Below are 21,104 nucleotides of genomic sequence, written 5' to 3'. Positions count from 1 at the left end.
ACGGGTCGTTAAGTCGCGACCTTCTCGCTACACCGTTCGGTACCTGAAGAAGGACCTTAACTGAACGGCATTACACCCTCGGGTGCCCTTTCTTCTGCCTGGCAGGTGCGCCTAGCGCACCACCGCATCAACGCTCGTAGCGCGAACGGCTGTTGCGGTTGCCGTTGCCGCCGCCATTGCCGCCGAAACCGCCGCCAAAGCTGCGATTGCCGTCACGGTTGCCGTCGCGGTTGCCGAAGCTGCGGCCTTCGCCGTTGCCACCGGTGTTGCCACGATAGCCGCCGCCGGTGCGGTCGCCGAAGCCACCACGGTTGTTGTCGCCAAAGCTGCGGGGGGCGGCGCCGTCGCGGTTGCCGAAACCACCGCGGTTGTCGTCGCCGAAGCTGCGGCCGCCTTCGCGGTTGCCGAAGCCACGCGCACCGTCGTTGGCGCCGCGGTAGCCGGCGCCCTGGCCGCCCTGGCCCTGGCCACGGTAGCCGCCTTCACGATTGCCGAAGCCGCCGCGGTTGTCGTCACCGAACGGGCGTGCGCCTTCCGGGCGGTTACCGAAGCCACGGCTCTCGCCGCTGAACTTGCGCTCGCCGAAGCCGGTGCGGTTCTCGCCACCGCCGAACTTGCGGTCGCCGAAGCTGCGTTCGCCGCCACGGTAGCCGCCGCCATTGCCGCGGAAGTCACCACGGCCGCCACCCGGCTTGCCGCCGAAGTTGGAACGCGGCTTGGGCGAACGGCGCGGCTCCAGGCCTTCGATCACCGAAGCGTCGATGCGCTGGTTGGTGAAGCGCTCGATGCGCTTCCACTGGAACATGTCGTTGTGGTTCACCAGGTTGATGGCGGTGCCCGAGCGGCCCGCGCGGCCGGTACGGCCGATGCGGTGCACGTAGTCCTCGGCCTGCTTGGGCAGGTCGAAGTTCACCACGTGGGTGATATCGGGCACGTCGATGCCGCGCGCGGCCACGTCGGTGGCCACCAGCACGCGCAGGTTGCCGCGGCGCAGTGCGGTCAGGGTGCGGTTGCGCGCGCCCTGGGTCATGTCGCCGTGCAGCGCGCCGGCGGAGAAGCCGGTGTCGGACAGGCGCTCGGCCAGCGAATCGGCATCGCGCTTGGTCGCGGTGAAGACGATGGCTTGCTTGAGCGTCGCGTCGCGCAGCAGGTGGTCCAGCAGGCGTTCCTTGTGCGACATGTCGTCGGTGAAGTGCAGGCGCTGCTCGATATGGCTCTGGTCGGCGCGGGCCGCGGCGATCTCGATGCGCTGCGGGTCGCGCAGCTGGCGCGAGGCCAGTTGGGCAATGCGCGCATCCAGCGTGGCCGAGAACATCAGCGTCTGGCGCGTGGCCGGGGTGGCATTGACGATGGCGTCGATGTCGTCGGCAAAGCCCATGTCGAGCATGCGGTCGGCCTCGTCGAACACCAGCATCTGCAGGGCCGACAGGTCGATGCGGCCGGCGTCGATATGATCGAGCAGGCGGCCCGGCGTGGCCACCAGGATGTCAGGCATCTTGGCCAGCGCGGCCAGCTGCTTGGGGTAGGGCATGCCGCCCAGGATGCTGGCGCAGACGATGCGGCGCAGGTTGCGGCCGTACTTGGCGGCGGCCTCGGTCACCTGCAGCGCCAGTTCGCGCGTCGGGGTCAGCACCAGCAGTGCGGGCTGCGCCGGCGACGGGCGCGGGCGCTTGCCCTTCATGCGCTTGGCGGGCTCGGTCGCGCGCTGCGGCGCCGGCATTTCGCTGATGCGCTGGATCGCGGGCAGCATGAACGCGGCGGTCTTGCCCGAGCCGGTCTGGCTCGAGACCAGCAGGTCACGGCCGGCCAGGAAGGCCGGGATGGCCTGGGCCTGCACCGGCGTGGGCGTGTTGTAGTTCAGTTCGGAGAGGGCGCGCAGGATGGCCGCATCGAGGCCAAGCGTGGCGAAACCGCTTTCCACGGCCGTGGCTTCTTCAACTGCCGGGCTGGGGTTGAGCAGGGCGTCGAGCTTGTCGAGCGGGCTCTGGGCAGCGTCGGAAGTGATCGAAGCGTCGGTCGCGGAGGCAATAGCTTGCTCCGCACGAATGTCGTGCTGGGTCATGTCGGAATGGTCAAATAAATGCATGGCACCCCGGCAAAGCAAAATGGGGTGGGCGCAGTGCAAAGTCTTAAAAAGGCTTCGGCGCCAATCGGTGAGGCCGTTACGACAGACACAGCTGGCAGTACGGCGGCAGGCAGGGCGGTGGCTGGTCCCGCTAGGCGGTCCGGCCGTATCCCTGGCAGGCAAACAGCTCAGGTTTCAGGCTGTTCAACAGGATCGGAGACGAGGCGACGTCAGGTGAGCGGTGCGTTCTGCTGGGCGGCTGGGGCCATGAAGTGATGACTAGGCGTCCGGCAGCGAGGAAACAGAGCTTGGGAGGGCAGCGGATTCGCCGCGGCAGGAAGCCGGGCGTTTGGCGGATCTCACAGTTGCGAAACTCACGGCGCGGATTATAGCAGAGTACGGAATTTTTGTTGCACTGCGAAAGCGTAACCGGATATGTCAGGCGCTCGTCACCTTCCAGACGCGCCCGCGCCACGCTGGTTGAAAGCCGAAAACCCCCGCCTATACTGGAGGCGCGAGCACACAGGATGCCCGCACGGGGCGGACGAAAACGCTCCCGCTTGACCTCTTCCAGCGGCATTGGGCCGCTGTTCGCGGCGAGCACTGCGGTCATTGACTCCAAGCGCCAGTCTTCCTGCGACTCTCCGGGTGGTCCGGATGGGCGTCCGCTACATGCTACATGGGCGGAATCATGGGAAGCCTGCCTGGAACAGAATGACCGAACTGCTGACCGCGTGACCCAGGTGGTCCGGGCCCGTCCGCATCCAAAGCCCGCCAGCGATGGCGGGCTTTTCATTTGGCGGTTGCGGTCGCGGTTCAGTCCTCTGCATCGTTGCCAGCGGCCTTGCGCGGCAGCCGCCCGAGCGGCTGCTCCTGCGGCATCACATGGCGGTTGCCCGGCAATCCGCCCGGGTAGTCGACGATGCGCGCGGCGCCCTGGCGCCGCAAGCCATGCCATGCCTGGCCGCCGGCGGTGCGCCCGCCGCCCAGGATGGCGGTCATGGCCTGCCGGTCGAGATCCATGCTGTCGGGCAAATCCTTGATGACGATCACTGCCATGGCTGTCTCCGGTCAAGCGGCGCCACGGCCATGCGGCCGCGGGACCGCTTCAGTATAGGCGAGGCGGTCCGCGGTATTGTCCGCGGGGCCGCCGCGCGGTGCGCTCAGACTGCGGCGAAATTGCCGGCCCATTGCGATGGGTTGACGTTGACGCGCACCGGGCCGAAGTCGGGGCCGACGATGCTGTTGTTGAGCGTGTTGACGTTGATGCTCTGCAGCTGCGCGATGTTCTGGTTGACGTTGACGGTGACGTTGGCCAGCGGGCCGACGCTGCCGACACCGCGGCTGAGCCATGAGTTGCCGCCGCGTACGGCGCACAGCGAGGCACGGTCGAGTTCTTTGCTCAGGGCGAGATCGCGGACGAGGATCGATGACATGGTGGTGCTCCTTTGAGTCGGGTGCCGGGGGCGGCTGGCGCGGAGATTGCAGCATCTGCGCGCCAGTCGCGGCCAGGGCGTATCAGCCGAAGATGTTGTTGGTGGCGTTCTGGTTGGTGTGCACGTCGGACTTGACGTGGTCCAGGAAGGCCGAGCCGTTGCCGTTCAGGTTGGTCACGGTCTGCATCTGCGCGATGCTTTGCGTGGCGTTGATGCTGTTGTCCAGCGACAGCCTGATCGGCGTGTAGACGGCGGCGAAGGGCAGGTAGGCCAGGCCGCCGCGCACGGCGTGCATGCGCTTGCTGTCGAGGGTTTCGGCGGCGGGCAGGTCCTTGATGGTCAGCGTGGTCATGATGTTCTCCGGTATCGGTCAGTGCGTGGGTGGCTGGGGCGCGTGGGCTCAGCCGTAGATGTTGTTGCTGGCGTTCTGGTTGGTATCCACATGCGAGCGCACGTGGTCCAGGAAGGCCGAGCCGTTGCCGTTCATGTTGGTGACGGTCTGCATCTGGGCGATTTCCTGCACGGCCTTGATGCTGCTGTCGAACGACAGCTTCACCGGGCTGTAGACCGCGGCGAACGGCATGTAGGCCAGGCCGCCGCGCACGGCGTGCATGCCCTTGCGGTCCAGGGTTTCGGTGGAGGACAGGTCCTTGATGGTCAGCGTGGTCATGATGGTCTCCGGTAGAGGAAGGTACTGCCTTGGGTCTGGTTTCGAGCATCGGGTTGGTGTCGCGCTCGGGAGGTACTAACGCAGGGACTGTGCCAATGACGTTGCCGGCCCCGCCAGGCACGCGCAACTGCCTGAAAACACGGGCGATTTATTTTCGATGTCGGCTTGCGGGCACTGGCTGCGGGCGCTGCCGCATGCCGCGGGTGACGGGCCGCGGCCAACAGGCGGCGTGCTGGTGTTGGCGCGGCCGCGACAGTGGCGCGCCAAAGGCGATGCGGTTGGCAGGGAGCGCCCGCGCGCGGCGTTGCACGCCGGCTTCGCATGGTTTGCGCATGCCTTGGGTGCGCACTAGTATCCATCTCGAAGGCAGGCATATCCGCATCGTGGGATGCGCCGTGCCAGCAACCATGTCGGGGCATCCGGTGGCCAGTCTCAAAGAACTGATCCGCAAGTTCCAGAACGGCGGTCTCTCCGACGACGAGTTTGTTGCGTCGTTCGAAACGGCGCTGGCGCAGGACCCCACCACGCCCAGCCAGGCCGCGCGCGTGGTCATCGAGGAAAACACGCGCTTCCCGTTCCCGCCCGCGGTCTATGCCGAAGTCATGCGGCGCATCGAGCGCCGCGGCGCCACGCAGTACGACGGCGCCACCGAAGCCACGCGCCTGGCCGGCACGCAGACGGGCTCGCTGTATGCGACCTCGCCCGAGCCGGGCACGCTGCCGCAGGCGGCGCATACCAAGGGCGTGGGCGATACGCTGAACGGCCGCTTCGTGCTGGAAGAATGCCTGGGCGTGGGCGGCATGGGCACGGTCTACAAGGCGCTCGACCTGCGCAAGCTGGAAGCCTCGGACCGCAAGCCCTATATCGCCATCAAGGTGCTGAACCTGCAGTTCAGCGGGCACCCCAAGTCGCTGATGGCGCTGCAGCGCGAGGCGCGCAAGGCGCAGACGCTGGCACACCGGAATATCGTCACCGTCTATGACTTCGACCGCGACGGGCCGGTGGTCTTCCTGACCATGGAATACCTGTCTGGCTCTTCGCTCAACCATGTGCTCAAGGCCCCGGGCTTCACCGGCATGCCGATGGCGCGCGCCATGTCGATCATCAACGGCATGGGCAATGCGCTGGCATACGCGCACGAGCGCGGCTTCGTGCACTGCGACTTCAAGCCCGCCAACGTCTTCCTGACCGCCAACGGCGAGGTCAAGGTGATCGACTTCGGTATTGCGCGCGGCTTCCTGCCGCCGGCCGACGAGTCCGACCGGACCGTGTTCGATCCCGGCTCGCTGGGTGGCATGACACCAGCCTATGCCAGCCCGGAGATGTTCGACCATTGCGAGCCCGACCCGCGCGACGACATCTTTGCGCTGGCCTGCGTGACCTATGAACTGCTGACCGGCAAGCATCCCTACCAGCGGCTCTCGGCCAACCAGGCGCGCGATGCCGGGCTCAAGCCGGCGCAGCCGCCGCAGTTGAGCCGCACGCAATGGAAGACCCTGCGCGAGGCGCTGTCGCTCGACCGCGAGACACGCACGCCCACCGTCGCACGCTTCCTGCATGGCATGAGCGCGGTGCCGGTGGTGTCCACGCGGCGTCCCTCGCCGCTGATGGCAGGCGGCGCGCTGGCCGTGCTGGCGGGCGTGTCGGCGATCGGCTACTACGCGTGGCATTCGCAGCGCCAGGCCGAAGCGCCGGTGAGCGACGCGCGCGTCGAGGCCCCGGCTGCCCCTGTGCCCGCGGCGCCGGTCACCCCGCCCGCACCGGCTGCCCGTCCGGCGGTGCTGTCGATGGCCGACGTCACGAAGATGCTGGCGGCGGTGCCGTGCTCGCTGCTCACCGCCACCCAGCAGGCGCAGACGTTGCGTGTGCGCGGCTTCCTGGCCGAGAGCGTCGGCGCCGTGCGGCTGCGCGAGCAGCTCAGCGCGTTGCCGGGCGTCAAGGAGCTCAAGGGCGTGTCGATCGACACCCAGCCGCTGGCCGCCGACAAGTGCGACGTGGCCACCCTGATCGCGCCGTACTGGTCGGGCCACCGCGAAGGGGGCACGGCTTCGTCGCTGCGGCTGCGCGGCCAGGGCACGCAACTGACCGAAGGGTCACCGCTGGTGCTGGATCTGCGCACGCCGGCGCGCGACTCCTATGTCTATGTCGATTACTTCGCGGCCGACGGCAAGGTGGCGCACATGGTGCCGAGCGCGCGCGTGCCCGCCCACCAGGCGCCGCCCAGCCATGGCGCCACGGTTGGCGACGGTGGCGACTGGATCATCTCCGGGCCGTTCGGCACCGAGCTGGTGGTGTTGCTGACCACGCCCGCGCCGCTGTTCGATGGCCGGCGCGCCGAGGTCGAGCTGCACAAGGACTACCTGAAGGCACTGGAAAAGCCGCTGGCGCAGATGGCGCGCACCTATGGCCGGGACCGCATCAGCGCGGACCTGGTGCAGATCTCCACGCGCGCGCGCTGATTGCCGCCAGCCGGCCGGCTTGCCGCTTGCAAATTGCGCCAGCCGCTACTTCATGTCGCGCGCCACGCGAAAGCCGTTCTGCGACTGCCGCACGCTGGGGCTGTACTTGAAGCGCGTGGACGACACCATGTAGCTCGCCCCCTCGCGCCAGGAGCCGCCGCGGATCACGCGTGCGCCGCAGGCGTTCTCGTTCCACACGCGCCCGTCGGCGGGCGCGCCCTTGTATGAGCTGTGCCAGCAATCGGCCACCCATTCCCACACGCTGCCGTTGACGTCGTGCAGGCCGTACGGGTTGGCCGCGAAGGTCCCGACCGCGGCCGGCGCATCCTGGCTCCACGGGTCGCCGCAGTCCTTGCAGTTGGCATTGCCCTTGCGCATCTGGTCGCCCCACCAGTAGGCACTGGCGGTGCCGCCGCGCGCTGCGTATTCCCATTCGGCCTCGGTGGGCAGCCGGTAGGGCTTGCCGGTGGTCTTGCTGAGCCAGGCCACGTACTGCTGCGCGTCGTCCCAGCTGACGTCGCGCACCGGCGCGGTCTTCGCGCTGTCGGCGACGGTGGGGACGCGCTGGCAGCCGCCGGCGTCGGCGCAGGCATTCCATTGCTCGACCGTGACCTCATAGCGGCCGATCGCAAACGGCTGGCCGATGGTGACGTGGTGCGGGGGCTTCTCGGCGGGATCGCTGGCACTGCTGCCCATGGTGAAGCTGCCCGCCGGCAGGGAGACCAGCACCGGGCAGGCCGGGCAATCGCGGATCTCGCCGGTGCGCAATGTGGCGCTGACCGCGCCGCCCGCCGCCGCGCCCGGGCGTAGCGATGCCGTTGCCGGTGGCGCAGCGGGCGGCGATGCCGGACGCGCTGCCGCGGCCGGTGCCGGCGGCCGCGTGACCTGGCCCCCGGCAGAGGTGCCGGAGCGGGGCGGCGGCGCGGGCGCGGGCGCCTGGGCCTTGGGTGCGGAGGCGGACGCTGCCAGCCGCTCCAGGCGCGCCCTGGCCAGCACCGCGAAGCGTCCGTTGGGGTACTGCTTCAGGTAGGCCTCGTAGTCGCCGGCGTAATTGCTGTTCTTGATCGATTCCCAGAAGCTCAGCTCGTACTGCTCGTCGGTGTTCTTGGGCATGATGCCGGCGAGCAGCAGCGGTTCCGTGGCCGCGGGGCCGGCGGCAGCGGCGGCCGCCTGCGCAGGCAGCGGCGCGGCGGCGAGCATGGCGGCCATGGCGGCCGTGCGTACGACTGGTAGATTGCGCCACATCTTCACACCTCGCTGGAGCCGCGGCGATCCCGCTGCATGCCGGTAGCTGCCGGCACATGCGTCGGGGGCGCATTGTGGTGTTGCCGAGACGTCGACCGGCTTGCTTCAAGATAGCACAGCGCCTGTGTCTCCGGCGGGGCATTGCCATGCCACCGCGACGCGCCGGGGTCGCTTTTTCCGGGCTTGCGACCTAACCTGAATGACGAATCGCCGAGCGCTGACCAACAAGCAACAAGAATGGGCTTTCGGGACAACGTGATCGGGTTTCGGACTGTTATCCGGGAGGCGCCGCGTATGTCCAGACGATTCCTGTTCCGCCTGCTGGCGGTTGCCGCCCTGGCCGCGGCCCCGTCGCTGTCGCTGTCGACGGCAGCCCCGCCCAATGCCGAGGCCTACATCATCTGGCCGCACGATGGCACGGTCATCAGCGGCGGCAAGTTCTGGGTGCGCATGGGCCTGCGCAATATGGGCGTGTGCCCCAAGGGCGTCGAGTCGCCGCGCTGCGGGCACCACCACCTGCTGGTCGACACCGAGCTGCCGCCGCTGGACAAGGAAATCCCTTCGGACAAGAACCACCTGCACTTCGGCGCGGGCGAGACCGACGCGCGCATTGAGTTGCCGCCCGGCAAGCACACGCTGCAGTTGCTGATGGGCGATGCCAAGCACGTGCCGTTCGAACCGCCGATCTATTCGAAGAAGATCACGATCACGGTGAAATAGCGGGGCAGCGCGCGCCGCGGAAGCCGAACCAGGCCGATCAGCAAACAGGGAGAGCACCATGTCCAGAGTACTTGCCGCGGCTGTCTTTGCCGCCAGCCTGCTGCTGTCAGCGGTGGTGCAGGGTGGTTCGACGCCGGCGCCGCCCAACGCCTACCTGTATATCGGCTGGCCCAACGACGGGCAGACCATGCCCGCGGGCAAGCCATTCAAGGTCTGGTTCGGGTTGCGCAATATGGGGGTGGCGCCGAAGGACGTGAAGTACCCCAATACCGGGCACCATCACCTGCTTGTCGATGTGGACCTGCCGCCGATGGACAAGGAAATCCCCAATGACCGCAATCACCTGCATTTCGGGGCGGGGGAGACCGAGACCATGATCGAGCTGCCGCCCGGCAAGCATACGCTGCAGCTGCTGATGGGGGATGACAAGCACATTCCCACCAACCCGCCGGTTTATTCGAAGAAGATCACGATCTACGTGAAGTGACCCGGACCTTGCGGTGACGGCGGCGCGCATGCGCCGCTTTTTTTCGTGCGCCGGCGAAGCAAGTGTCGCCCGCCATCCAACATCGACGCGCAATCTGTTGGCTGCGCCCCGCCAGTGCGCGCTGACGCAAGCTCGCCGCGCCTCCGCAGCGGGAGCCGGCTGCAAGCAGAAATCCCCGTGTTTACAGGCACTTCCGTGATCCGCGCAGCCGTGGCCCCGGGGCTGGCACGCTCCCTGCGATTGTCCCTCCTGAGCGCGACACCAACCCGATGCTCGACCAAACCAAGGCAACACCTTCCTCTACCCGGAGACCATCATGACCACGCTGACCATCACCGACCTGACCACCATCGACACCCTGGACCGCAAGGGCATGCTCGCCGTTCGCGGCGGCCGCACCCTGCTCCCGTTCATGCCGGTGTACCACCCGCTCAACCTGTCGTTCGACCACAGCATCACCGCCGTGCAGGAAATCGCGCAGATGCAGACCGTCACCAACCTGAACGGCAACGGCTCGGCCTTCCTGGACCACGTGAAGTCCGACGTGCACACCAACCAGAACGCCACCAACAACATCTACGGCTGAGCCCCTGCGCGCCAGCTAGCTGCTTGTTACCGATACCGGAGATCATCATGACCACGCTGACCATCAAAGACCTGTCCGCCACCGAAGCCCTCGACAGCAAGCGCATGCATGCCGTGCGCGGCGGCCTGTCGTACCTGCCCTTTGCCGCCGTGTATGCGCCGATCAAGCTCGCGTTCGACAGCAGCATCACCGCCAAGCAGGAAATCGCGCAGTTGCAGTCCGTGACCAACCTGAACGGCAATGGCTCGGCCTTCCTCGACCATGTCCGTTCGCATGTGGATACCAACCAGAACGCCAGCAACAATATCTATCGTTGAGAAGCTTGTTGAGATGGCGCAGCGCCGCGGGGGCGTCCCCGCGGCGCTTTTGTTGAGCCCCTGCATATCGGGGTTGGAGCGCGCGCCAGCGCGCACCACAATACAGACAGACTTCGCGGCCCCGGCATGCCTTGGGGTATCTCCAGCGCATCACGTCCGCCGCCGTCGCACGCAGGAACCCATCGTGCCCGAATCCATCACTGCCTCGCCCGCGGTTGCGTCAACCGCCGCGCCGCACCGAACCGCCTGGCTGACCGCGCTGGCCGCCTGCGCGGCATTGCTGGCAGGCTGCGCCGATTTCCGGCCGCCCGTGTACCAGCGCCCGGAAACCCCGGCCAAGGCCGAATGGACGCGCCAGGAATCGATCACGGTATCGCCGGCCGAAACGGTGCAGCCCAACTGGTGGCTGGGCTTCAAGGATCCTTACCTGAACAGGCTGATCGGCCAGGCGCTTTCCGGCAACTACGACATCAAGGTGCTGGCGGCGCGCATCCGCGTGGCCAACGCACAGATCGGCGAGGCCCGTGCCGGCGGGCTGCCGGTGATCGATATCGGCGCCGGTGCGAGCTTCGAGAAGAGCACCGGCCAGAAGTCCACCTGGACCTATAACGCCGGCGCCCAGCTGAACTGGGACATCGACATCTGGGGCAAGGTCGAGAAGGGCGTGCAGGCGCAGACCGCCGAGTTCCGCGCCACCGAGGCCGACTGGCGCGCCGGCTACCTGACGCTGGTGTCCAATGTATCGACCACTTACTTCCAGATCCTGCAGTTCGACGAGCAGATCGAGCAGCAGGCGCGCACCGTGGCCAAGAACGGGCAGATCCTGTCGACCTACCAGGCCATGTACCAGAACGGCCTGGTGCCAAAGATCCGGGTGATGCAGCAGCAGGCGGAAATCAACCGCCTGAACAAGGACCTGCTGGAGCTGCGCCGTTCGCGCGATGTGGCTGAAAACGCGCTGGCCACGCTGGTCGGCGTGCCCGCGGGCAATCTCAAGGTGCCGGCGGGGCGCCTGCAGGACCGCGTGCAGCCGCCCGCGGTGCCGGCCGGGCTGCCATCGCAATTGCTGGCGCGCCGCCCGGACGTGGTGGCGGCGGAATACCGCGTGCTGGCCGCGTACAACATCGTTGGCCAGGCCCGTTTGGCGCAGTTGCCCACCATCAGCCTGACCGCGCGCGGCGGCACCGCCAGCTTTGCGCTGAGCGACCTGCTCAAGTCATTCACCTTCGGCTTCATGCCCAGCATCAACCTGCCGATGCTCGACCCGAGCGTGCGCGCGCGCGTGAAGACCACCGAGGCGCAGGTGGGCGTGGCGGAAAACGAATATGGCCGCACCGTGATGACCGCGTTCGAAGAGGTGGAGAGCGCACTGGTCAATGTCGACGCGCACAAGAAGCAGCGCATCGAGCTGCAGCAGCAGGTTGAGCAGCTGCGCGTCGTGTCCGCGCAGATTGAGGCGCAACTGAAGGAGGGCGTGGTCTCGCAGCTGGAAGTGTTCGAGACCGAGCGCTCGCTGCTGGCCGCGCAACTGCAGTTGTTGGCGGTCCACCAACAGATCCTGGCCGACACCGTCACCCTGTACAAGGCGCTTGGCGGTGGCTGGCCCGATACCGACGTGCGCAACGCGGCGTCGAATCCGCCGCAGTAAGTGCTGCCAACGGTGCTGTAGGGCGGTTCAGGTGATGCCGGCGCCTGCAACGCGTTGCGCAACGCGCCCATAGCCCTGGCCACCTGCCCCGCTGCATGTGCCGCTGCCGCGCCAACCGCGCGTTCCGCGTCCCGATTGACTAGCCTTAGCCGTCGCCTACTATGTTCTTAGTCGCTTCATCCCCTGGCCTGCCGCCGCGGCAGCCGCGCTGTTGGCTTGCTGGAAACATGGCTCCTGACGAAGCACTGATCATGGAAATGCCGGTGAAAATGGCCCAGGGATTCACGCGGGAATTCTCTCAGGATCTGGCGCAGGAATTCGATGTGTTCCTGACGCCCGTGTCGCGCCCGGAGCTGGGCGAGATCCGCATCGACGAAGACCTGTTCGCCGTCGGACGCAGCGAACTGCCGTTCGCCGCCTACCCGGAAGACCTGGCCGCACCGCTGTCGCGCCGGCATGCGCGCATCTTCGCCGAGCATGGTGCGGTCTATGTGGCGGATCTCGGCAGCAAGAACGGCACGCGCGTGAACGGCGCGGCGGTGGCGCGCCAGCCGGCGCAGCTCAGCGATGGCGACGAGGTGGCCTTCGGGCCGGCGCTGTCGTTCCGGGTCCGGCTGTCGCCGCGCGCGGCGCAGCCCGAGCCGCCGCGGGTAGCGGTGACGCTGGTGCCCGAGCGCGGCGATGTCGGGCTGCAGCCGCTGCACGTGGACGGCTTCCCCTACCTGATCAGCAAGGCCGACGATGCCTTCGCGCGCTACCGCGACAGCTATCCGCAGCAGGTCAACTACCTGTCGCGGCGCCACGCGCACGTGTACCTCAAGGGTGGCGTGCCATTCGTTGAGGACCTGGGCAGCACCAACGGCACCTTCGTCAATGGCAAGCGCCTGGCTGACCACGGCGTGCCGCTGGACGACGGCGACCTGATCGCCTTTGGCGGCAACCACTTTGTCTACAAGGTGCAGGTCCAGCACACCGGCGACGGCGATGCCACCGCGACGCATTCGATGCTGCAGCCTGTCGCTGCGCCGGACACGCCGCCCGCGTCCCAGGCTTCGCCCGTGCGCGACGAGGATGACCGCACCACCTTTGTCGGTGCCGCCGATTCCTTCCTCGACATCTTCTGCGTCGACTATGCCGCGCAGCAAGACGACGAGGTCAACGCCGAGGCCGAGGCACAGGCCGCGGCGGCCACGGCCGCGCACGACGGCGCGCAGGCACGCCGCAAGCGCGGGCGTGCCGCGCTGCTGCTGGCCGAAGGTGCCAGGCAGTTCGGCCTGAACGATTCCGTACGCACGCGGCGCGCGGCGCGATGGGGCGGCGCGTTGCTGTTGCTCGCGCTGCTGGCGGGGGCGGCCGTGTACTGGCGCGGTGCGCCGGAGCGCGAAGTGCAGGCGCTGTTTGCCGCAGGCGATCACGCGCGCGCGGCGCAGGCCGCCGACGACTACCTGGCGCGCCATCCCGGCGATGGCCAGGTGCAGGCCATCGGCACCGAGGCACTGATGCGTGCTGACGTGCCCGCTTTCGCCGCCAGGCTGAAGGCCGGTGATTTCAGCGGCGCCGATGCCGTGCTGGCCCGGATGCACAAGCTCAGCGCGCACAATGCCGATGCGCGGCCGCTGGTGGCGGAACTCGACTGGATCGGCCGCCTCGAACGCTTCACCGCGCAGCGCGGCGCCGACGCGCCGATCCGCCTCTACACCGACGAGGCGCCGATCCGGCAACTGCTGGCGTACTGGAACCAGGACACCACCGCGCACCAGCGCGCGCTCGGGCGCATCGCGGCCGATGTGCCGGCGTTCCGCGATCTCTATGCCGATGCGCTCAGCGACGTGCGCCGCCTGCAGAACGACGCCTCGGTCTACCTGGCTGCGATCGACCGGCTGAACGCCACCATTGCTGCCGAACTCGGCCGCGACCGCCCGGAGGCGTTGCAGCCGGTCATTGCCGAGTACCGCGAGAAGTATCCGCGCCTGGCCGGGCTTGACCGCGTGCAGTCAGACCTGGACCGCTACACCGCGCTGGTGCAGGCACTGCGCGCGCGCCGGCCCGGGCCGCTGGTGGCGCGCCTTGCCGACAGCCGCTTCGCCACGCCGCCGTTCCAGGCGCAGTTCAACCAACTGGCCGCGCGCCTGCCGCCGCCGGAGATGGTGCGCCAGTACGCCGGTGCGGCCAAGGCGTGGCAGCAGGGTGACAGCGCCGCTGCGCTCGCGGGAATCAAGCAGATCAGCGGCGGCCCCTGGGCCGAAGACCTGGCGCGCGACCTGTCGCACAAGCAGAAGGTGGCGGCGCAGTACGCCGAGCTGCAGTCCGCGCGCGGCAGCAAGGGCTATGAGGACCGGCTGCTGGGCTTCTACGCCATGCTCGATGCCGCCGATGACGGCCACTTCGCCAAGGCGGTCGAGGCCGACGTCAACGGCGTGCGCGACAGTGCCCTGCGGCGCGCGCGGGAACTGATGGGCAGCGCCGTTGCCGCATGGAAGCAATACCGCAGCAATGGCGTGATCGGCAGCGAGCAGCGGCTCGAGCCAGGCATCTCGCCCAAGTTCCGCGCGCAGGCCCGGTTGCTGTCGCAGGCACAGGATGACGCGCGCCAGGGCATGCGCATCTTCACGCAACTGCGCGCGGGCGAAAGCGCCGACCTGGCGCAACTCGCCAAGATCGAGGAAGAGATCCGCGCCGAGGCCGACCAGCAGCGGCACGCGCTGCGCGAGCTGCGCACCGTGCTCGATCCCGCCGTGCTCAAGACCAAGCTGGAACTGATCGGCGGTGAAGACACCGGCAAGGCGCCGGAGCCGGCCGCGGCTGCCGCGGCGCCACAGCAAGCGGGGCAGCCATGAAGGACGATGCCCGCCAGGGCGGCCTCAAGCCACTCTCCGAGGCGCTGGAAGACCACAGCGCCGAGGGCATTGGACTGCTGAGTGCCGAGCCGTCGCGCCTGGGACTGCTGACCATCGTCACGACTTTCACGCTGGTGTTGTGCGGGCTGGTGTGGTCCTTCGTCGGGCATGCCGATGTCATTGTCACGGCGCAGGGCACGCTGGCGCCGGAATCCGAGGTGCGCCGCTTCTATGCCCCGGTGGACGGCGAGCTGGCCGACCTCTACGTGGCCGAGGGGCAACCGGTGTCCAAGGACGACGTGCTGGCGCGCCTGAATGCGCGCGGCGCGATCGAGGCCGCGGCCAACGCGCTGGAAGCGCAGCTCAAGCTGGAAGACTCCGAGCGCGAATGGAAGCAGTTCCCCGACAAGAAGGCGCTGATGGAACGCCGCGCGGCGGCGCTCAAGCAGCAGATCGACGTGGCCACGCGCCAGCACGAGACCCGCATTGCCGAAGGCACCACGCGGCTTGCCGAACAGCAGCGCGCGCAGTTGCAGGAAGCGCGCAGCAACCTCGAGAACGCCCGGCGCGCGCGCGAATTCGCGCGCCAGGAGCAGGACCGCTACGCGCGCCTGCTGGCGTTGCCGGGTGGCGGTGGCGTTTCGCAGTCGCAGGTGGATGCCAAGCGCGCCGCGGCGCAGGACGCGGAGAACAATCTGCGCGTGGCCCAGTCGCGGCTGACGGAGCTGGACGCACGCCTGGGCCGCGAGCTTACCCAGGCCAGTTCCCAGCTCGAAAGCAGCGGCCAGGACCTGGCCGGGCTGCGCGTGCAGTACGACGCGGCGCTGCGCGAGATCGCCAACACCGAGGACAAGCTGCGCCTGCAGGTGCAGACCGCCCGCCTGGTGGCGGATGCGGCAGCGCGCATCCGCTTCGAGAACATCGACAAGGACAACTTCCTGCTGATCCTGGCGCCGGTGTCGGGTGTGATCACCGATGTCACCTCCACCCAGCGCGGCGACAAGGTGCAGGCCAACACGCCGCTGGGCGGCATTGCCCCCAAGGATGCGCGCCCGGTGGTGAAGATCGTCATCGCCGAGCGTGACCGCGCCTTCCTGCGCGAGGGCCTGCCGGTCAAGCTCAAGTTCAGTGCCTTCCCGTACCAGCGCTACGGGATCATCGAGGGCACGCTGGAATTCATCTCGCCCGCGACCAAGCCGGGCGGGCCCGACAAGCAGCCGGTCTATGAGGGCCGCGTGCGCCTGGCGCGCGACTACTACGCGGTGGCCGACAACAAGTATCCGTTGCGTTACGGCATGACCGCCACGGCAGAGATCGTGGTGCGCGAACGCCGCCTGATCGACCTGGGGCTTGACCCCTTCCGCGAGGTGGCCGGCTAGCGCAGCGGGGAGAGACAGGCGCAGAACATCTGGACAGCCTGGCGCGCAACCGCGCGGGCGTCAAAGGAGCCGAGAAAATGACTGGCATTGTGCGTATCGACGACGAGGTGCTTGGCTTCGAGGAGTTCGTGCGCTTGCTCAAGCTGACCGGACAGTTCGAAGGGCTGGTCGAGCAGATGGTGCGCGACAAGCTGACCGTGCACGCGGCAAAGCGGCAGGGCGTGGTGGTCACGCCGGAGGAGATCCAGGAACGCGCGGACCAGTTCCGCCGCGTGCAGGGCCTGCATCGCGCCGCAGACATGAATCACTACCTGGATGCGCTGAACATCAGCCTGGACGAATTTGAAGCCTTTATCACCGACAACCTGTACCAGGAGCGGATGATGGAGCAGGTGTGCAGCGAGGCCGCGGTGCAGGCGTACTTTGCGCTCAACTCGCCGCGCTTCGACAGCATCGAGGTCAGCCATATCGTGGTCGACAGCGAGGGCAAGGCCAAGGAGCTGATCTCGTACCTGCAGGATGATCCCGATGCCTTTGCCGAGATGGCGCGCGAGCATTCCATCGCCGACACGCGCGAGCGCGGCGGCGAGATCGGCAAGGTGTTGCGCGGTTCGCTCAAGACCGATATCGAGGCCAAGGTTTTCAATGCCGAACCGGGCGACCTGCTGGGACCGTTCCCGTCGGCTGACCGTTCCTTCTTCGAAGTCTTCCTGGTGCGCGACAAGCACCCGGCCACCCTCGACAGCGAGGTGGCGGTGGAAGTGCGCCGCCTGCTGCGCGAAGACTGGCTGATGGCCAGGGCGCAGGAACATGTCATCGAAGCCCGCTAGCGCGAGCGGCGAGCCCGCCGCCCCGCCTGCCCCGGACCGGCCGGAGGCAGGGTCGGCGCTGGCCGCCTTCCTCGCCACCGTCGAGATCCTGTCGGTGCTGACGCCGGAGGAGCTGGCACGCCTGGCGGAAGCCGCGCAGGTGCTGACCTTCGGCTTTGGCGACACCGTCTGCAATGCCGGCGAAGCGGCGCCCGGCCTGTTTATCGTCAAGTCCGGCTCGGTGCGCGTGTTCAACGAGGAGCACGGCAAGGAAATCAGCATGGGCGTGCGCAAGGCCGGCGAGGTCTTTGCCGATATCGCGCTGCTGCGCGACTACCGGCATGAGTCGTCGGTGCGCGCCTCGGGCAAGACCGAGCTGCTGATGATCCCGCGCAGCGTGGGTGAGCCCGTGGTGGCCGGCAACCCGGCGGCGCTTGCGTTTATCACCAGCTATGTCGCGATCAGTTCGGCCGGAGGCTTTGTCGCGCGGCTGTTCGACCTGCGTGGCAAGCTCGACAAGCAGGAGCTGGAGGACGCCGTGCGCAGCGTCGGCGTCAAGCGCGTGGCGGCCGGCAAGGAAATCCTGAAGCAGGACGGCCGCGAAGACCGGCGCCTGTACGTGGTGCGCCAGGGCACGGTGCGCATCGTGCGCAGCGAAGAGGGCAGCGAGTACCCGCTGGCGACGCTGGGGCAGGGCGACATCTTCGGCGAGCGTGCCTGCGTGATGCGGCAGGAGCAGCTGGCCTCGGCCATCGCCGAGACCGACGTGCGCCTGCTGGTGATTCCCGAGAAGACCGTGCAGCTGATCCTGGAGCGCAACCCGCGCCTGCGCGAGGTGCTGGAAGAGCGCATCCGCGTGCTGGACCGCGAGTTGCATCGGCAGAAGAAGCTGGCCGAACGGCGCAAGCGCCCGGTGCTGCTCGACCTGCATTCCAAGCCCGAGCTCGGTGAAAAACTGATCCGCCGCTTCGCGCTGGTGGAGCAGGCCGAGGAGATGGATTGCGGCGCGGCCTGCCTGGCGATGATCTGCCGGCACTACGGCATCCCGATGACGCTGGGCAAGCTGCGTGAACTGGCCAATGTGACCACCCAGGGCGCCACGCTGGACAGCCTGGCGCGCGCCGGCGAAGCGCTCGGCTTCACCACGCGCGGGGTGCAGTGCACGCGGGATTCGCTGATGGGCTTTGAGCTGCCCTTCATCGTGCACTGGGAGGGCTACCACTACGTGGTGGTGTACGGGATCTCGTCGCGCTGGGTGTGGGTGGCCGACCCGGCCATCGGCTTCCGCAAGATGAGCGCCGAGGAGTTCGAGCGCGGCTGGAGCGGCACCTGCCTGCTGTTCACGCCGGGCGAGAGCATGACCCAGCTGTCGGTGTCGCGCTCGCCGTGGCTGCGCTTTATCGGCTACCTGGCGCCGTACAAGAGGATCCTGGCACACCTGTTCCTGGCCACCTTCGTGATCCAGATGCTTGGGGTGGTGCCGCCGCTGATCATCCAGAACATCCTGGACGGCGTGGTGGTGCACCAGAACGTGGGGCTGCTGAACCTGCTGATCGCGGGGCTGATCATCTCCAACGTGTTCTCGCAGCTGATGTCGACGATTCGCGCGTATCTGGCCAACTTCATGGTGCGCAACATGGATTTCGCCATGATGTCGCACTTCTTCAAGCACACGCTGTCGCTGCCGCTGTCGTTCTTTGCCAAGCGCAAGACCGGGGATATCTTCGCGCGCTTCCAGGAGAACCAGACTATCCGCGCCTTCCTGACCGAGTCGACCGTGACCACGGCGCTGAACCTGCTGATGGTGTTTATCTACTTCACCATCATGTTCCTCTACAACGTCAAGCTGACGCTGCTGCTGATCGCCTTCGTGATCCCGATCGCGGCGCTGACGGTGGTGGTGACGCCCAAGGTCAAGACCTATGCGCGCGAGGTGTTCGCGGCATCGACCGATGCCAAGGCCTACCTGATGGAAACGCTGGGCGGCGCCGAGACCGTCAAGGGCATGGGCATCGAGCGCCCGGTGCGGCTGCGCTGGGAGCGCAAGTACGCCAAGGCGCTGGACGCGCAATACCGGGCGCAGGCCTTCCACATCCTGGTGGGGCTGGTGAGCCAGCTGCTCAACGCCGCCACCACCATCGCGGTGCTGTGGGTGGGCGCGACGCTGGTGCTGGAGCGCGAGCTCACCATCGGCCAGCTGATCGCCTTCAATGCCTTCATGGGCAGCGTGCTGGCGCCGCTGATGGGGCTGGTGGCATTGTGGGGCCAGCTCAACGATGCCGGCGTGGCGATGGAGCGCCTGGGCGACGTGCTCGACCTCGAGCCCGAGCAGAAGCCGCAGGACGTGCTGTCGCGCGTGATGCTGCCCGACCTGCAGGGCGAGATCGTGATGAAAGACCTGTACTTCCGCTACGGCGGCGAAGACACGCCCTATGTGCTGGAGAACATCAGCTTTGCCATCCGCCCCGGCGAGATGGTGGCCATTGTCGGGCGCAGCGGCTCCGGCAAGACCACGCTGGCCAAGCTGCTGGTGGGCTTCTACAAGCCTACCGAGGGCTCGATGACAGTGGACGGCTATGACCTGAACGTGATCGACGCGGCGTTTTACCGCGCGCAGGTGGGCTACGTGATGCAGTCCAACCTGCTGTTCTCGGGCACCATCGCCGAGAACATCGCCTGCGGCGACGACAGCCCGGACCGGCGCCGTATCGAGGAGGTGGCGCGCATGGCCGATGCCCATGCCTTTATCAGCAAGCTGCCGCTGGGCTACGAGCAGGTGGTGGGCGAGCGCGGCATCGGGCTTTCCGGCGGGCAGATCCAGCGCCTGTGCATCGCTCGCGCGCTGTACCACGACCCGCGCCTGCTAGTGTTCGACGAGGCCACCTCGGCGCTCGACACGCAGTCAGAGAGCAACATCCTGGCGAACATGCAGGAGATCCTGCGCGGGCGCACCGCGGTCATCATCGCGCACCGGCTCAGCACCATCATGCAGGCCGACAAGATCCTGGTGCTGTATGAGGGCGCCATCGTCGAGCAGGGCCGGCATGAGGAGCTGATCGAGCGCAAGGGCATGTACTTCCAACTGGTGCAGAAGCAACTGAGTGCCGCATGAAGCTATACAACCAGGGTGCCACCCCCGCCTCGGCCACCTCGCCGGTGTCGTTCGCCGGCCTGATCGAGAAGATCGAGATCCTGCGTTCCACGCTGCGCTGGTCGTCGCGGCTTGACCGGCCGGAGATCGAGAAGCTGCTCAAGCAGGCCACCACGCTGCGCGACGAGGTGATGGGGCTGTCGCACAAGGAGCGCTTCGTGCAGGCGGCATCGGCCGAGGCCGCCCCGCCGCAGGAAGAAGTCGAGCGCATGCCGCGCGCGCGCCGGCAGGCACTGGTTGAGCGCAGCTTTATTTTCGAAGGGACCTTCGGCGACAACCCCAAGTTGCTGGAGGCACTGGAGATTGCCGAGAAGGCGGCGCCGACCGACCTGCCGGTGCTGATCGATGGCGAGAGCGGCACCGGCAAGGAGCTGATGGCCAAGGTGATCCATGCCAATGGCTCACGCACCGACAAGCCGTTTATCTCGGTCAACTGCGGCGCCATCCCCGACAGCCTGCTTGAATCCGAGCTGTTCGGCCACAAGAAGGGCGCCTTCACCGGCGCCAGCAACGACCGCCGCGGCAAGTTCGAGAGCGCGCATACCGGCACCATCTTCCTGGACGAGATCGGCGAGCTGCCGCTGACCGGGCAGGTCAAGCTGCTGCGCGTGCTGGAGGCGCACGAGATCCAGCGCGTGGGCTCGGACGAGGCGATCTCGGTCGATACGCGCATCGTCGCGGCGACCAACAAGGACCTGCGCCGCATGAGCCAGGCCGGCACCTTCCGCGAAGACCTGTTCTACCGCCTGAGCGTGATCCACGTCAGCCTGCCGTCGCTGCGCGAGCGGCGCGACGAGATCCCGCTGCTGGTTTCGTACTTCAGTGACGAGGCCGCCGGCATGCTCAAGCGCCGGCCACTCAAGCTGACGCCGCGGCTGCGCGACTTCCTGCTGCACTACGACTACCCGGGCAATATCCGCGAACTGCGCAACCTGATGTACCGGCTGAGCTGCCTGGCCGGCGACACCGCCGACCTGGCCCACCTGCCGCAGGACATCCGCCCCAGGCCCGCCGCGCTGGCGGTGGTGGGCAATGGCCCCGCGGCTGCCGACATCGCCATGGCGACGTCCCTCAGCGAAGCCAAGCGCGCCGCCAGCGACGAGGCCGAGCGGGCCTTCCTCGAACGGGGCTTGCAGGAAGTCGGCGGCACCGTCGCCGAACTGGCGCGGCGCTTCGACATGAACCGCTCGCACCTGCAGATGCTGCTGAAGAAGCACGGCATCCACTCTAAGGATTTCCGCGCCAACCGGCAGGCCGAAGGCGGCAAAGGGTAGGGCGGCGAGGCTGCCGGCGGT

17 protein-coding genes are annotated in these 21,104 nt (G+C 67.7%); 11 read left to right on the top strand and 6 right to left on the bottom strand.

From position 1 onward, the window contains the following. Positions 1-127: 127 nt before the first annotated feature. From AC3WLF_RS28415 to AC3WLF_RS28395, 5 genes are all read right to left on the bottom strand, one after another. On the bottom strand, positions 128-2,062 hold the full coding sequence (locus tag AC3WLF_RS28415; RefSeq protein ID WP_492359118.1) for a DEAD/DEAH box helicase: 1,935 nt from the start codon (positions 2,060-2,062) through the stop codon (positions 128-130). A gap of 819 nt (positions 2,063-2,881) precedes the next feature. Next, entirely contained in the window at positions 2,882-3,124 is a 243-nt protein-coding gene (locus tag AC3WLF_RS28410) for a hypothetical protein (RefSeq protein ID WP_492319738.1), read from the bottom strand. Between the two features lie 104 nt (positions 3,125-3,228). Next, positions 3,229-3,501 (bottom strand): hypothetical protein, encoded by a 273-nt coding sequence (locus AC3WLF_RS28405; RefSeq protein WP_011615788.1) that lies wholly within the window; start codon positions 3,499-3,501, stop codon positions 3,229-3,231. Between the two features lie 82 nt (positions 3,502-3,583). Continuing rightward, positions 3,584-3,853: a hypothetical protein gene (locus tag AC3WLF_RS28400; protein ID WP_011615787.1), complete on the bottom strand. Its 270-nt coding sequence runs from the start codon at positions 3,851-3,853 to the stop codon at positions 3,584-3,586. A gap of 48 nt (positions 3,854-3,901) precedes the next feature. Beyond that, positions 3,902-4,171 carry a hypothetical protein gene (locus AC3WLF_RS28395; protein ID WP_011615786.1) on the bottom strand — a complete coding sequence of 90 codons (270 nt, stop codon included), beginning with the start codon at positions 4,169-4,171 and terminating at the stop codon, positions 3,902-3,904. Between the two features lie 407 nt (positions 4,172-4,578). Here AC3WLF_RS28395 and AC3WLF_RS28390 point away from each other — a divergent pair, with 407 nt between their 5' ends. Next, a complete protein-coding gene (locus tag AC3WLF_RS28390) occupies positions 4,579-6,630 on the top strand; it encodes a serine/threonine protein kinase (RefSeq protein WP_492359121.1) in 2,052 nt (683 codons plus the stop codon). Positions 6,631-6,675: 45 nt separating this feature from the next. On the opposite strand, the gene AC3WLF_RS28385 is transcribed toward AC3WLF_RS28390, so the two are convergent. Next, positions 6,676-7,743 (bottom strand): formylglycine-generating enzyme family protein, encoded by a 1,068-nt coding sequence (locus AC3WLF_RS28385; RefSeq protein WP_492359120.1) that lies wholly within the window; start codon positions 7,741-7,743, stop codon positions 6,676-6,678. 426 nt (positions 7,744-8,169) lie between these two features. Between AC3WLF_RS28385 and AC3WLF_RS28380 the strand changes: the two genes are divergently transcribed. The 10 genes from AC3WLF_RS28380 (at position 8,170) to AC3WLF_RS28335 (ending at position 21,083) form a co-directional block, all read left to right on the top strand. Next, positions 8,170-8,595 carry a DUF4399 domain-containing protein gene (locus tag AC3WLF_RS28380; protein ID WP_011615783.1) on the top strand — a complete coding sequence of 142 codons (426 nt, stop codon included), beginning with the start codon at positions 8,170-8,172 and terminating at the stop codon, positions 8,593-8,595. A 58-nt stretch (positions 8,596-8,653) separates the two neighbouring features. After that, positions 8,654-9,082: a DUF4399 domain-containing protein gene (locus AC3WLF_RS28375; protein ID WP_492340342.1), complete on the top strand. Its 429-nt coding sequence runs from the start codon at positions 8,654-8,656 to the stop codon at positions 9,080-9,082. 316 nt (positions 9,083-9,398) lie between these two features. After that, the gene (locus AC3WLF_RS28370; RefSeq protein ID WP_492319741.1) at positions 9,399-9,668 is read left to right on the top strand and encodes a hypothetical protein; all 270 of its coding nucleotides are present in this window, start codon (positions 9,399-9,401) and stop codon (positions 9,666-9,668) included. Positions 9,669-9,715: 47 nt separating this feature from the next. Next, the gene (locus tag AC3WLF_RS28365; RefSeq protein WP_492319742.1) at positions 9,716-9,985 is read left to right on the top strand and encodes a hypothetical protein; all 270 of its coding nucleotides are present in this window, start codon (positions 9,716-9,718) and stop codon (positions 9,983-9,985) included. A 184-nt stretch (positions 9,986-10,169) separates the two neighbouring features. Further along, positions 10,170-11,633 carry an efflux transporter outer membrane subunit gene (locus AC3WLF_RS28360; RefSeq protein ID WP_492359117.1) on the top strand — a complete coding sequence of 488 codons (1,464 nt, stop codon included), beginning with the start codon at positions 10,170-10,172 and terminating at the stop codon, positions 11,631-11,633. A 227-nt stretch (positions 11,634-11,860) separates the two neighbouring features. Beyond that, on the top strand, positions 11,861-14,470 hold the full coding sequence (locus AC3WLF_RS28355) for an FHA domain-containing protein (RefSeq protein ID WP_492359116.1): 2,610 nt from the start codon (positions 11,861-11,863) through the stop codon (positions 14,468-14,470). Continuing rightward, positions 14,467-15,849 (top strand): beta-barrel domain-containing protein, encoded by a 1,383-nt coding sequence (locus AC3WLF_RS28350; protein ID WP_011615777.1) that lies wholly within the window; start codon positions 14,467-14,469, stop codon positions 15,847-15,849. Before AC3WLF_RS28355 ends, AC3WLF_RS28350 begins: the two co-directional genes overlap by 4 nt. Positions 15,850-15,926: 77 nt before the next feature. Continuing rightward, positions 15,927-16,679 (top strand): peptidylprolyl isomerase, encoded by a 753-nt coding sequence (locus tag AC3WLF_RS28345; RefSeq protein WP_492319745.1) that lies wholly within the window; start codon positions 15,927-15,929, stop codon positions 16,677-16,679. After that, positions 16,660-19,770, top strand: coding sequence for a peptidase domain-containing ABC transporter (locus AC3WLF_RS28340; RefSeq protein WP_492359115.1), 3,111 nt, complete (start codon positions 16,660-16,662; stop codon positions 19,768-19,770). The genes AC3WLF_RS28345 and AC3WLF_RS28340 overlap by 20 nt, the downstream gene beginning before the upstream one ends. Beyond that, entirely contained in the window at positions 19,767-21,083 is a 1,317-nt protein-coding gene (locus tag AC3WLF_RS28335; protein WP_492319747.1) for a sigma-54 interaction domain-containing protein, read from the top strand. Before AC3WLF_RS28340 ends, AC3WLF_RS28335 begins: the two co-directional genes overlap by 4 nt. The last annotated feature ends 21 nt before the right edge of the window (positions 21,084-21,104 follow it).

This window comes from Cupriavidus sp. FW306-01-F10A (assembly GCF_058782785.1).
This window is presented reverse-complemented; position numbering and strand designations above follow the sequence as displayed.